Annotated in this window: 10 protein-coding genes; 9 read left to right on the top strand and 1 reads right to left on the bottom strand. The window is 60.9% G+C overall.

Annotation, left to right across the window (positions count from 1 at the left end; genetic code table 11):
• The first annotated feature begins 67 nt into the window (after positions 1 to 67).
• The 4 genes from gluQRS (at position 68) to clpB (ending at position 5,987) form a co-directional block, all read left to right on the top strand.
• Entirely contained in the window at positions 68 to 1,111 is a 1,044-nt protein-coding gene (gene gluQRS / locus ACUIAI_RS07135) for a tRNA glutamyl-Q(34) synthetase GluQRS (RefSeq protein WP_445341983.1), read from the top strand.
• 242 nt (positions 1,112 to 1,353) lie between these two features.
• The gene (locus ACUIAI_RS07130) at positions 1,354 to 2,172 is read left to right on the top strand and encodes a YggS family pyridoxal phosphate-dependent enzyme (protein WP_445341982.1); all 819 of its coding nucleotides are present in this window, start codon (positions 1,354 to 1,356) and stop codon (positions 2,170 to 2,172) included.
• Positions 2,173 to 2,239: 67 nt separating this feature from the next.
• Positions 2,240 to 3,055: a fumarylacetoacetate hydrolase family protein gene (locus ACUIAI_RS07125; protein WP_445341981.1), complete on the top strand. Its 816-nt coding sequence runs from the start codon at positions 2,240 to 2,242 to the stop codon at positions 3,053 to 3,055.
• Positions 3,056 to 3,215: 160 nt separating this feature from the next.
• A complete protein-coding gene (gene clpB / locus ACUIAI_RS07120) occupies positions 3,216 to 5,987 on the top strand; it encodes an ATP-dependent chaperone ClpB (protein WP_254477890.1) in 2,772 nt (923 codons plus the stop codon).
• A 75-nt stretch (positions 5,988 to 6,062) separates the two neighbouring features.
• Here clpB and ACUIAI_RS07115 read toward each other — a convergent pair whose 3' ends face one another.
• Positions 6,063 to 8,138 (bottom strand): P-type ATPase, encoded by a 2,076-nt coding sequence (locus tag ACUIAI_RS07115; protein WP_445341980.1) that lies wholly within the window; start codon positions 8,136 to 8,138, stop codon positions 6,063 to 6,065.
• A 176-nt stretch (positions 8,139 to 8,314) separates the two neighbouring features.
• Between ACUIAI_RS07115 and rmuC the strand changes: the two genes are divergently transcribed.
• The 5 genes from rmuC to ACUIAI_RS07090 all read left to right on the top strand — a co-directional run bounded on the left by rmuC (position 8,315) and on the right by ACUIAI_RS07090 (position 13,013).
• A complete protein-coding gene (gene rmuC, locus ACUIAI_RS07110) occupies positions 8,315 to 9,667 on the top strand; it encodes a DNA recombination protein RmuC (RefSeq protein ID WP_445341979.1) in 1,353 nt (450 codons plus the stop codon).
• Between the two features lie 118 nt (positions 9,668 to 9,785).
• Positions 9,786 to 10,382: an orotate phosphoribosyltransferase gene (locus ACUIAI_RS07105; protein WP_445342841.1), complete on the top strand. Its 597-nt coding sequence runs from the start codon at positions 9,786 to 9,788 to the stop codon at positions 10,380 to 10,382.
• Positions 10,379 to 11,083 carry a TrmH family RNA methyltransferase gene (locus ACUIAI_RS07100; RefSeq protein WP_445341978.1) on the top strand — a complete coding sequence of 235 codons (705 nt, stop codon included), beginning with the start codon at positions 10,379 to 10,381 and terminating at the stop codon, positions 11,081 to 11,083. Before ACUIAI_RS07105 ends, ACUIAI_RS07100 begins: the two co-directional genes overlap by 4 nt.
• Positions 11,080 to 12,027, top strand: a complete 948-nt coding sequence (locus tag ACUIAI_RS07095) for an ATP-binding cassette domain-containing protein (protein ID WP_445341977.1) — start codon at positions 11,080 to 11,082, stop codon at positions 12,025 to 12,027. Before ACUIAI_RS07100 ends, ACUIAI_RS07095 begins: the two co-directional genes overlap by 4 nt.
• Positions 12,024 to 13,013 carry an ABC transporter permease subunit gene (locus ACUIAI_RS07090; RefSeq protein ID WP_445341976.1) on the top strand — a complete coding sequence of 330 codons (990 nt, stop codon included), beginning with the start codon at positions 12,024 to 12,026 and terminating at the stop codon, positions 13,011 to 13,013. Before ACUIAI_RS07095 ends, ACUIAI_RS07090 begins: the two co-directional genes overlap by 4 nt.
• The last annotated feature ends 29 nt before the right edge of the window (positions 13,014 to 13,042 follow it).

Raw genomic sequence — 13,042 nt, 5'->3', positions numbered from 1 at the left:
CAGGGGCGTGTAGTTTTTGGCTGCCTGATGGTTTCCCGATGACCGGATGGTATGCAAGCATGTCGGTATGCACAAGGGAGAACCGAGAATGGACCAGGCCGGTCAGGCCAAGGTCGTAGGAAGGTTGGCGCCTTCGCCGACTGGGCGAATGCACCTTGGCAATGTCTATGCATGTCTGGCGGCCTGGCTGGGTGTCAGGTCGCAAGGGTCCGGCGGGGTTCTGCGGCTTCGCATCGAAGACATAGATACGCCGCGGGTGGTCAAGGACGCTGATCGTTGGATCATGGATGACCTGGCCTGGCTGGGATTGGATTGGGATGGCGAGGTGGTCTACCAGTCCCAGCGCGCCGATGTCTACAGTCAGGTATTGAAGTTGCTGGAATCACAGCAATTGATCGGCGGGCAGCCCTTGATTTATCCCTGCTTCTGCTCCCGTGCCGACATCCGTGCTGCATCGGCGCCGAATGAAGGCGACGGGTTCATCGTCTACCCGGGCACCTGTCGAGGACTTTCCCGTCAGTTAGTCAGTGAAAGGCTGACCCGGGGGCAGAGGCACAGCCTTCGGATTGCAGTTCCTGATCAGCCCGACGAATCGGATGCCATCTGTCGCTTCGACGATTTGATCTTTGGCCCGCAGTCTTTCAATTTGCCTAGGCAGGTCGGTGATGTGGTTGTTCAACGCTCGGACGGCTTGGTTTCCTACCAGCTGGCGGTGACGGTGGACGACCTGGCCATGGGTGTCAATCAGATTGTGCGAGGAAGGGACCTGCTAAGGTCCACGGCCATTCAGATGTGGATCCGGAATCATCTTCAGCCGCAGGCTCCTCGTGTTCAGTATGCGCATCTGCCTCTGATCGATGGCGTGGACGGCAGAAGAATGTCCAAGCGTTTCGGATCGCCGGACTTGGGATCGCTCAGAGGAGACGGCTGGACGGCCAAGCAGGTGCTTGGGGTCTGTGGATGGCTCCTGGGACTCTTGGATCGGCCCAGACCCGTGAGTGTGCAGGAGTTGCTGGATGGTTTCACGTGGAACATGTTGGCTGCTGAGCACAAGGACAGAAAGCTGGATCTGAGCAAGCTGAACGTTTCCGGCGCAAAGCCGAATCTTTGAGTTCTCCGGTCCTGAGCCGCGCCGATCATTTGCGGCATATGTTTACCTGCCGACTTTCAGACTTGAGGGAATTACTGTTTAGCGACTGCTGAATAGCAATATTCGTGACCGCGCAGCGTGACTCATTGATCCTGGTTCGTCAGTATTGTCATCTGGGCCCGGGATCGGAGCGAATTCCGGTATGAGCCACTGGCTACCATGGCCTCAGTCAAGGCTTCCGGATTTTAAGGAGGTAGCGGGTCATGGTCGTCTATATGGACCACAAGGATCTGGGCAAACGGCAGATCAGCAGGGAACGAGCTGGGCAGATCGCAGATGGGGTCAAGCGTGTGGCTGAAAGGATCGCCAAAGCGGAGGACTCCGCCGGTCGAAAAGAGGGCTCGGTAACTCTGCTGGCGGCCACCAAGACCCGCGATGTGGGTGAGATCATGGCAGCCATCGATGCCGGGGTGCGTCGGATCGGCGAGAATCGTCCTCAGGAAGTTACTGCTAAGGCCCAGGGATTGCTGGAGCTCTGTCGGGACGGGGGATTGTCCCTCGGTACCGACACTGCAAACAGTGATTCATCAAGCGCCAGGGTGGGCTTCCACCTTATTGGGCAGCTCCAATCCAACAAGATCAATAAGATCCTGCCATATGTCGACACGGTCGAGTCGGTCGACGGGCCCTCTCTGGCTCGAAAGCTGGCCACGCGGGCACTGGCTGCGGGCAGAACTGTGGGCATACTCCTGGAGGTCAACGAGTCTGGCGAGCAGGCCAAGTCGGGATGTGCCCCCGATCAAGCCCTGGATTTGGCCTATGAGCTGGCTGGTATGGAGGGTATAAGGCTTAAGGGTCTGATGACTGTTGGTGCACATGTGGACGACGAGGCGGTCATCAGAGGTGGATTCGCCCACCTGCGTGGTCTGCGCGACCGCATCAGGGATTCGGGGGAGCCGGGCACTGACACCTGCACCATGCTGTCCATGGGAATGACCGGAGACATGGAGTATGCCGTGGCTGAGGGGTCGACCGAGGTCCGTGTAGGCACAGCCATCTTCGGGCCGCGGGCTTTTATCTAATCAGCCACTGTCTGTTTTTGGAACCCGATTCTGTTAAGAGGATCGGGCTGGGGCTAGACTGTGCCCTATGAGAATCGCGCGTTTTTCCTACAAGGACACCCCACGATACGCCTTCGTCCAAACTGACAAGCAGGACGGCAAGGACTACCTGGTCGAGCTGAGCGGCTACCCACTGACCGGCCAGCAGGTCGAACCCACCGGTCAGCGTTACCCATTGGACGACGAGGATGTGCGGCTGCTGGCCCCGGTCATCCCCTCCAAGATCTACGGAGCAGCCAAGAACTACCGCGCCCATTCCGCCTACATGGCCGAGCATGGCCAGTCCTCGGATCCGGAGCCTCCAGAGAATCTCATGCTCTTCATGAAGCCCTCCACCTCGGTCATCGGCCCTGACGATCCCATCGTCAAGCCCTCTTACAGCAAGGACATGAACTACGAGCCGGAGGTTGCCGTCGTCATAGGCAGGATGGCTCGGAAGGTGAGCGTCAACGAGGCCATGGACTATGTGCTGGGCTACACCTGTGTCAATGACGTAACCCTGCGTGACCTGCAGAAGAACGATCCTATGTGGACCCGTTGCAAGGGCTTTGACACCGCGTGCCCCCTCGGGCCCTGGATCGAGACCGACCTGGACTATCGGGATGCGAAGATTTCCTTCAAGCTCAACGGGGAAGAGGTGCCTGAGGCCAGTGGCACCACCGCTAACCTGATCCACTCCATTCCTGAGCAGATCGCCTTCATCTCCAGTTTCGCCACCCTGCTGCCCGGCGATGTCATCATGACCGGCACACCGCACGCCACAGGTTCCTTGAAAAACCGAGACGAGGCCACGGTTCATGTTGAGGGGATCGGCTACCTGCGCAATGTAGTCATCGACGAGTAGCGAATAGCGGGAAAACAAGCGATATAAAAACTTGAGTCGTTTAGGCTCAAGTTTGGGAATAGGTGTCCTCCTTTCGCTGTTGTAGAAGACAGATGAACCCGTGACGGGGTCGGTCCGAGTGATTCGGCTGGCTCTGTCGAAGAATGTTGGAGGATGCTCTATGAACGAAAACTTCACCACCATGGCTCAGCAGGCCATCGGCGATGCTATTCAGTCGGCCTCGGCGGCCGGCAACCCCCAGGTGGATGTGCTCCATCTGTTGGATTCACTGCTGCGTCAGCAGTCCGGCGTGGTGCCTGGACTGATTCAAGCCGCTGGTGGCGACAGTCAACGAGTCGGCGCCGAGGTCCGTCAGGCCTTGGTGGCTCTTCCTTCAGCCAGCGGATCCACGGCATCGCAGCCCGATGCCAGCCGTCAGCTCAGCATGGCTCTGGCCCAGGCCGAGAAGGAGATGCAGGCCATGGGGGACGAATACGTCTCTACCGAGCATCTGCTTATCGCCATCGCCCAAGGTCCTTCTCAGGCCGCCGATATTCTGAACCGGAACGGTCTGCAGGCCGATACCCTGCGCAAGGCGGTGCCCCAGGTGCGCGGTGGAGCCAAGGTAACCAGCCCGGATGCTGAGGGCACCTACAAGGCGCTGGAAAAGTACTCCACCGATCTGACCGCCCAGGCCAAGGAGGGCAAACTGGATCCAGTCATCGGCAGGGATCAGGAGATTCGTCGTGTCATGCAGATCCTGTCCCGGCGGACCAAGAACAACCCCGTCCTTATCGGCGAGCCTGGCGTGGGTAAGACAGCCGTGGTCGAAGGCCTGGCCGAACGCATCGTAGCCGGCGACGTGCCTACCACCCTGCAGGGCAAGAGGCTGATCTCCCTGGATCTGAGCTCCATGGTGGCTGGCAGCAAGTACCGTGGCGAATTCGAGGAACGACTCAAGGCTGTTCTCAACGAGATCAAGAGCGCCAACGGTCAGGTCATCACCTTCATTGATGAGATCCATACCATTGTCGGTGCTGGTGCCGCAGAGGGATCCATGGATGCAGGCAACATGCTCAAGCCCATGCTGGCCAGGGGAGAACTGCGCCTGATCGGCGCCACCACCCTGGACGAGTACCGTGAGAACATCGAGAAGGACCCGGCTCTGGAGCGCCGCTTCCAGCAGGTCTTCGTGGGCGAGCCCTCCGTGGAGGATACCGTGGCCATCCTGCGTGGTCTCAAGCAGCGTTACGAGGCTCACCACAAGGTGACCATCGGGGATGATGCCCTGGTGGCGGCAGCTACGTTGTCCAACCGGTATATCTCGGGTCGTCAGCTGCCAGACAAGGCCATCGACCTGGTTGACGAGGCCGCTGCCCACCTGAGGATGGAGCTGGATTCCCAGCCTGAGGAAATCGACGAGCTTCAACGTCGCGTCACCCGTCTGGAGATGGAGGAGATGCAGCTGAAGAAGGCCGATGACCCAGCCTCCAAGGACCGTCTGAGCAAGCTGCAGGCCGAGCTGGCGGACTCTCGTGAGAAGCTGGGCGGCCTCAAGGCTCGTTGGGAGAACGAGAAGGCCGGCCACAACAAGGTCGGTGATCTGCGTGCCCAGCTGGATGCCAAGCGGGTCGAGGCTGACAAGGCCACCCGCGAAGGCGACCTGGAGAAGGCTTCCCGCATCCTCTACGGGGAGATCCCCGGCATTCGTAAGCAGCTGGCCCAGGCGGAGAACGCGGCCGAGCAGGCCAAGAACGCCGCCAATGACGCGGGTCCCGATGGAGCTGACATCGCCGGGGGACCGGCCCAGGAGCCCATGGTTCCTGACCATGTTGATGCGGATTCGGTAGCGGAGATCGTTTCGGACTGGACCGGCATCCCTGTGGGACGGCTCATGGAGGGCGAGAACGAGAAGCTCCTGCATATGGAGGACTACCTGGGCAAGCGGGTGGTCGGCCAGCAGGAGGCCATCCATGCGGTATCCGACGCGGTCCGGCGCTCGCGTGCCGGCATCGCCGATCCCGATCGGCCTACAGGATCCTTCATGTTCCTGGGCCCCACCGGCGTGGGCAAAACGGAGCTGGCCAAGGCTTTGGCTGACTTCCTCTTCGACGACGAGAAGGCCATGGTCCGCATCGACATGTCAGAGTACATGGAGAAGGCCTCGGTCTCCCGGCTGATCGGCGCTGCTCCCGGCTACGTGGGCTATGAGGAGGGTGGCCAGCTGACCGAAGCCGTCCGTAGGCGGCCCTACTCGGTGGTCCTCTTCGACGAAGTGGAGAAGGCCAACCCTGAGGTCTTCGACCTGCTGCTGCAGGTTCTGGATGACGGTCGGCTGACCGATGGCCAGGGCAGGACGGTGGACTTCAAGAACACCATTCTGATTATGACCTCCAACCTGGGCTCGCAGTTCCTGGTCCGGGACGACCTGGACGAGGAGGGCAAGCGCAAGGCCGTCATGGACGCGGTGCATGCCAACTTCAAGCCCGAGTTCATCAACCGGCTGGACGATCTGGTTATCTTCCATCCGCTGACCCGCGACGAGCTGGGTTCCATTGTGGACATCCAGGTCAAGCAGGTGGCCCAGCGGCTGACCGACCGGCGCATCACCCTTGATGTCACCGACTCCGCTAGGGAATGGCTGGCCAACATGGGATATGACCCGGCCTTCGGCGCTCGGCCCTTGCGTCGGCTGGTCCAGACCGAGGTGGGCGATCAGCTGGCCAGGATGCTGCTGGCTGGCAAGGTTCACGACGGCGACACGGTCCTGGTGGACCAGACCGGCGGCGACCACCTGGAGCTGACCGCTTGGCCCACTGAGAATCTGGTCGATGATTCAGTCACGGTCAATGATGTGACGGCTGATGGCGATGCCGATGCTGATGCCGGCGATGGCGGTCGTGGCCGTCATGCCGCTCGTGGCGACGATCAGGGTCAGGCCCAGTCTCGCTGAGATCAATTAAGGTCGGTACCCGGGATAATCCCCGAGTGCCGACCCTTTTTGTACCACGTACTGTGCTCTGTAGATTCAGTCCATAGCGGCCGCCGGATCCTTGCCCTCTTGCATGGACTCCCACTGGCTGTCGACGATGACTTGGGGGCGCCGTGCCGCTACAGTAGGAAGCTGGTCTGTGTCGATCAGGGCGAGGTGCAGCCAGCGACGGCGCAGGTGCCGCAGCCGGTGCAGACGACGGACGTTGAGCATGGCCAGGATGGTGGATAAGGCCCCTGTTACTGCTGCAATCATGGGGTTGAGCATCCAGCCCAAGAAGGGTTGGCAGATTCCGGTGGCAATGACCAGAGCGATGACGTTGTAGACAGTGGACCAGGTCAGGTTCTGCCTGATGACCCGGGTGGTGGCCCGGCTCAGTTCGATGGCCCTGCCTGTTCCGTCCAGGTCGCCTTGGTGCAGGATCAGATCCGGATGTGGCAGGTCGATGTCGTCCGCGGCATCGTCTGTGTCAGCCTGAAGTTTTGGACCCAAAGTGATGCTCACCTGAGCCCTGGCTGCCAGCTTGGGATCCGCCGTGGTCCCAGCTGCCAGAGCCACCAGGCTGGTTCGACCCTGCTTCTCGGCGGAAGCGGTGTCTTGACCAGTCCGATCCGCTGAAACGCCTCTGCTGCTCCGGGTCAGGTCGTGATTGAGCCGATCCATGCACTCGCGCTTGCGCTCGGGGGTCAGCCGGGTGATCAGCATATCCACGCCCGCCTGACGGGCTGCCCGCTCGATCCTGTCGTCCGGCTGGCGGCTTCCATCCAGGATCAGGCTGCTCACTCGCAAGGCGCGTAGATGGGTGGCAGTGCGAGTCAGGGATTCCGCGTGGACACCCTGGCTCTCCGAGTCGTCGGGACCCAGCAGAGAGGAGTCGTCCAGAATCAGCGTGCGCACCCGGCCCAGGTGGTTCATGGCTCGTGGCGAAGTGAAAAGCAGACCGTGGGCCAGGCCCGTCTCCAAGCTGGTTCGGAAGGCCATGGGGATGGTCATGGCTGCGACGGCGGGACAGGTAATGGTCAGCACACAGACGGCATTGCCTACAGCATGGGCCAGGTGGGGTTGCGGTCCCAGCATGAGCCAGAGCATGAAGGTCCAGACAGCCAGGATCATGATCAGGGCGATGGCTATGTTGACGATGCGATCCATCCTACGCATGTCGGGGGAGCGTTCGACCAGGGCCTGGGGGATGATCTTCACCAGCCTGGCTGCATAGGTGTTGTCGCCGGCGGCATCCACGCGGATGGACAGTCGACCCTCCAGAATCTTGCTGGAGGCCAGGATCCGGTCGCCGGGCCCGCAAGGCCGAGGTCGGTCGCCGCCGGTCAGCTCGCTGTCGTCCACCAGAGCCGATCCTGACTCCACAATCCCGTCGGCGGCTGGGCGCTCTCCTGTGCGTACCAGGAGTAAATCTCCTGAGCGGATCCGGTCACGTGCAAGGATCCGGGCGGGAACTGTCTGCGGATGTTCTGGATCGGCCACCAGGCCTGAGGCTGGTCGGATTTCTGTTAGATGGTTCAAAGAGGCCACCAGGGAGGCTTCCATTCTGGTGCCTATGACCCGGGCCAGCAACAGGAGGGTGATGACTACGCCGATCAGGTCGAAGTATGGGGATCGGGAGCCCTCCGGTAGCAGGGACCCGGCCAGGCAGGTAGCCAGGCTGTACAGGTAGGCCAGACTTGTGGCCAGCATGGCCAAAAGATCGGGGCTGCAACGGTGCTCGGTCATGGACTTCCACCCGTCCATGAGTATTCCACGACCGCAATAGAAGATGACTGGGGTTATCAGAATAGCCTGGACCCAAGGGCTGGTCAGCCAGGAGGGAATCAGATCGGGGCCGAAACGATCGAATAGATCAAGAGCCAGGACGGGTGCAGTCAGCAGGGCGCTAATGATGGTAGGCCTGAGCAGACGGTGGCTGCGGGAGTCCAGATCGGCCCCCCATTTGCCCCAATCCTCGGGATCGCGCCAGGGGTGGTTGGCCGGGGAGTCTGCGCCTGCATCTTGGTCGCTGACATGAGCCGACGGCATAAGGAAGTACCAAATGATCAGCCAGGTGACCGCGCAGGCCACGACCAGATCGGCTATCGCCAGGAAGATATCGATACCCACGGATCTCCTTCGGTCTTGCTCCAACCCCTCAATATTTCCTATTCTGCCCGTCGTTGCGGCCCGGCACCGGTCTTAAGGCCGATTCCTTGCGGAAAAAACGAATTCTCGAATTATCGCCGACCACCTGCCTTGCCAATCTGGCTTGCGCGTCCAGTCTTGGAGGTTTACTAGAACATATGTTCGATTCTACGTCATCGGTGGTCATGGTTGTGCTTCTCCTGCTGATCGGTATGGTCCTGGGAGGATTGGCCGGGTATGCACTGGGTCGTGCCCACGGTCGAAGGTCCGTCGGCACGGGGTCTGACGGCCAGGTGGATGAGCTGCGTTCGCAGCTGGACCAGGCTCAGGACAGGCTTCACGGATCCGAGGCGGCTCTGGTGGAGGCGCGGACCAAGGTGGACGGTCTGAACCGCGAGCTCTCCTTTGTCAAGTCCCAGCTGGCCCAGGCCCAGCAGGCCGAGCAAATCAGAATCGAGCAGGAGCGCCGCCGTACACAGGCTCAGGAGGAGGAGAAGCGGCGCAGGCAGGCTCAGAGCATGGAGGAGGAGAGCAAAGTGCTCTCGGCCCTGGCTCCCGTGCAGAAAAATCTGGATGCCCTCCAGCACAAGGTGGCCCAGATCGAGGAGGGTCGCAAGCAGGAGATGGGGTCCCTGGGGCAGCAGCTGAAGAGTCTGGGTGAGCAGCAGGGGCGGCTGGACAAGGAGACCAGTTCCTTGGCTTCGGCACTGCGCAACAACAAGGTGCGCGGCGCTTGGGGAGAGGCTCAGCTAAGGAATATCGTCGAGTCCGCTGGGCTCTTGGAGCATGTGGACTTCGACACTCAGATTGTGGTCACTGCCTCGGATGGCCGCGTTCTGCGTCCAGACATGGTGGTCCATCTGCCCGGCGGCAAGACCATTCCCATTGACGCCAAGGCACCCTATTCCGACTACCAGCGGGCCTGCGAGATCCCCGACACAGCTTCGGATGACGAGCTGCGCCGCCGGGACGAGCTGCTCAAGGCGCATGCCCGTGCCCTGCGCGAGCACGTCAAGGCCCTGGCCGACAAGGAGTACTGGAACGCCTTTGAAACGGCCCCGGACTTCGTGGTAGCCTTCATCCCCAACGACTCCCTTCTGCAGGCTGCTCTGGAGGTGGACCCCACCCTGATGGATGATGCCTTTGCCCAAAAGGTGGCTCTGACCTCGCCGGTGACCCTCTGGGCTGTGCTCAAGTCGGTGGCCTATGCCTGGCAGCAGCAGAACCTGTCCGAGGACGCTCGCACCCTATTTACGTTGACACACGAGCTCTATGACCGCTTTGTGGTCCTGGGCGACCGGGCCAACAAACTGGGCCGTTCCATCACTGCCACAGTGACCGCTTACAACAAGTTCGCATCCTCTTTGGAATCGCGGGTTCTGGTTACCGCCCGCAAATTGCAGCAGATGGACCCTTCCAAGGTCATCGATTCGGTCGACATGATCGATTCAGACAAGGGCAATATCAGGGAGCTGACCGCGCCGGAAGTTTTGCCCGACCAAGGGCAGTGAGTGCCGCTTAGGGGCCTCCGGCGCTAGTCTGATAAGCATGAACGAGGCATCGAAGAGACAAGAGGGTTCATCCTTCAGGCCTACTGGGTCGCCTGATCTGGTCGGGCGCAAATCCGACATGGACCTGCCTGAGCCGGTCGATCAGCTGCGCGAACTCCTGGCCCAGGAGATCGGCGGGCGTCCCTTCACCGAGCTGAGCGGGGTCACCTTCCACCACCGCGGGGCCGAACTTGCCGGGCACGTTCTTCTGGACACCTTGGAAGATGCAGGCTATTCAGTCGACGACTTCGATGCGGTCGGGGCCCTGACCGCCGCTGCTGTGCCACTGGCTGATGCCATGCTTCATGCCGCAGCCTCGCGCGGGCAGGATCTGGACGCCTTCGTCATGGACTTCGTATACCCCTCCATCAAGGGCCCATCCATCGAAGGCAGGCGGGTCATCCTGCTGGATGCCTGGCTAGGCCGGAAATCCTATGTGCAGACTTCATCCCTGGTTACCTTAGGCAAGGATAACGAGCTCAATCTTGACTGTGGGATCATCCAGCGCCAGGGCGCGAAGACGTTGGCTATCGCTTCGCTAGTGGGTGGCCGGACAGACGGCAGCATTCAGGTGGTCGATCCGGTGGACGGGTCGCGGCAGCAGCTGCCCTTCATCTGCGTCTACCAGGAGGATCAGTTCGCCGACACTGCCGACAGTTCGCCGGAGCGATCATGAGGGAGCCTGATCCAGTGACCCGAGCGGCCATGGCCTCAGATGAGCCGGTCTTCCGGCAAGTGGGGGTTGGTCCCTGGCAGGAAGAGTATCCTGAGCAGCCCCTTCCGATAGACCCGCGCTATGACCGTGAACTGCTGGATCAGGGGGACCGCCGCAACGTCCTGGACCAGTACCGCTACTGGAAGGTCGAGGCTATTCGGGACGACTTGGATCGCCGGGGCCGTCATGATTTTGAGGTGGCTGCGGAGAACTGGACCCACGACTTCAATATCGGCTCCATGGTCAGAACCGCCAACGCCTTTGCCGCCCGCCGCGTCCATATAGTCGGTCCTCACAAATGGAACCGCAAGGGCTCCCTGATGACCGAGCTCTACCAGCACGTGGTCCACGACCCCGACATAGCAACCATGGCGACCACCCTGCAAGAAGAGGCAGCCGGGCAGGGGGAGTCTATGCCCCGCATGATCGCCATCGACAACGTCCCTGGGGCCGTTCCCATGGAGACCTATAGCTTCCCTCGTCACTGCCTGCTCATGTTCGGCGCCGAGGGGTCGGGGCTCTCCGAGAAGGCCTTGGAGTTGGCCGACGATGTGGTCTACATCTCCCAGTTTGGATCGGTGCGCTCCATTAACGCGGGGGCTGCAGCTGCCGTGGCCATGCACTCCTGGATCTGCCAGCATGCGGAGGTGGCGGGTCCATGATTGTCATTGACTCACTGACCAAGCGCTTCGGCTCCCGCAAAGCACTGGACCGTGTTTCCTTTACGGCCAGAGACGGTCGGGTGACCGGGTTTGTGGGGCCTAAAGGCGCTGGCAAGTCGACCACACTGCGCATCGCTCTAGGACTGGTTCGTCCTGATGCAGGCAAAGCCCTGTTCGACGGCCAGCCTTTCGTCCGGCTCTCATCGCCCATGCGGACAGCGGGAGCAGTACTGAATCCACGCAATGCCCATCCTGCATGCAAGGCCAAGGACCACCTGCTGGCCCTGGCCGCAGTCAATGGCATCGATCAGCGTCGGGTGAACCAGGTACTGGAGATGGTCGGCCTGCAGTCGGTCGCCAATAGGTCGACGGGTTCTTTTTCTTTAGGGATGAGTCGGCGGCTGTCCCTGGCCGCAGCCCTTCTGGGCGACCCACACAACATGGTTCTGGACGATCCCCTTGAAGGACTAGATCCGGAGGAAGTCGAGCGAGTGAGGGACATCTGGCGCAGCCTTGCCTCACAGGGAAAGGCAGTCCTCCTAAGCTTCCGCAAGATAAACGAATTGGCTGAAATCGCTGATGATCTGGTTATCATCGCCAAGGGACGGATACTGGAGAGAACGACCGTGGCCCGGTTCATTGGCGAGCACTCCCGTGACTCCATCTATGCGGTGACGCCGCAGCCCAGCCAATTAAAGGCCGCCTTGGGCACGGCTGCCGGAATCAGCATCACTCGTCTGCCGCCAGACGAGAATTGTCCGCCAGATGCCGCCCGCTTCCGCATTCAGGGTGCGCCCTTGGCTTCCACAGCCTCGATTCTGGCCCAGGAGGGTGTGGTTCTCTACGACTTCCAGCAGGAGGAGGTTTCCCTGGAACAGGCCTACAAGGACATCATCCACGGAAGAGGGGATGCACGGAAAAGTGATTCAGAGGCACGACCATGAGTGCCGACAACGGTAGTCGGGCCCGTCGGAGTCGGGGAGAGGTACCCACAGGACCTAATTACGGAACTCCACGGCATGGCTCTGCCTTTACCCGGCTGCGTCGGACCTCGGGGTTGTCCTTCCTGGGTTTGCGTCGTCCATCAGGTCAGTTGACCCTTTCCGGAGCGGTCCGAGGGGAGCTGCGCAAGATGTTCTCCCTGCGATCGACCTGGGTCCTGCTGCTGAGCGTCATGCTCTTGCAGCCTTTGAGCACTGGCCTGATAGCTTGTGCACTCCGGGTTTTGGTTGGCCATGGGCAACAGACCAATCACTTCTTGACCAACCTCCTGCCTGCCTCTAGTGACGTTTTCTGGTCGGCCGTCGCAGCTGGCCTGTTTCCGGCCATGATCGTGGCGGGCATTCTTGGGGTTCTGGTCCTTACGCGTGAGTTTTCCGGCGCCACCATTGAGAGCACACTGACTGCCAATCCTCGTCGGGGCATGGTCCTTATGGCCAAGGGCTTTGTTCTGGCCTTGCTGACTTGGTTGGCGGCACAGGTGGGCTTGCTGCTCAGCTGGATACTGGCGACCCCGCTTCTATCAGTCAGATCCGGCATCTTGCCCGCCTCCAAGTCCGGGCTGGCCCTGATTGATCTGCTGGGTGGCCCGCTCATGCTGGTCCTTTTCGCTTTGATGGGCCTGGGGCTGGGAGCCTTGAGCCGATCCAAGGCAGGCGGGATTGGCCTGTTTCTTGGACTGACCTTGATCCTGCCATTGATTCTGGGCTTCCTGCGGAGTTTGATCCCTCATGCTGGATGGCTGCAGATTCCCTTCAGGCTGACTCCAACCAGTCTGCTAGGTACCTTCCTCTCGAACTTGGGCCGGGCACCAGAGGCAGGTCGCGGATGGTGGCCCACCTGGTGGCAGGCCGGCCTGATCATGATGGTATGGACAGCCCTATGCTGTGCTTTGGGAACCCTGGTCTTTCGGCGCGCAGACATCGGTTGACCCTGTCTTCTGCGTGTCATAGAGCACCC

Source organism: Bifidobacterium sp. ESL0827, assembly GCF_052606685.1.
Note: the sequence above shows the minus strand (reverse complement) of the source record. Positions and strands in the feature narration are given on the sequence as shown.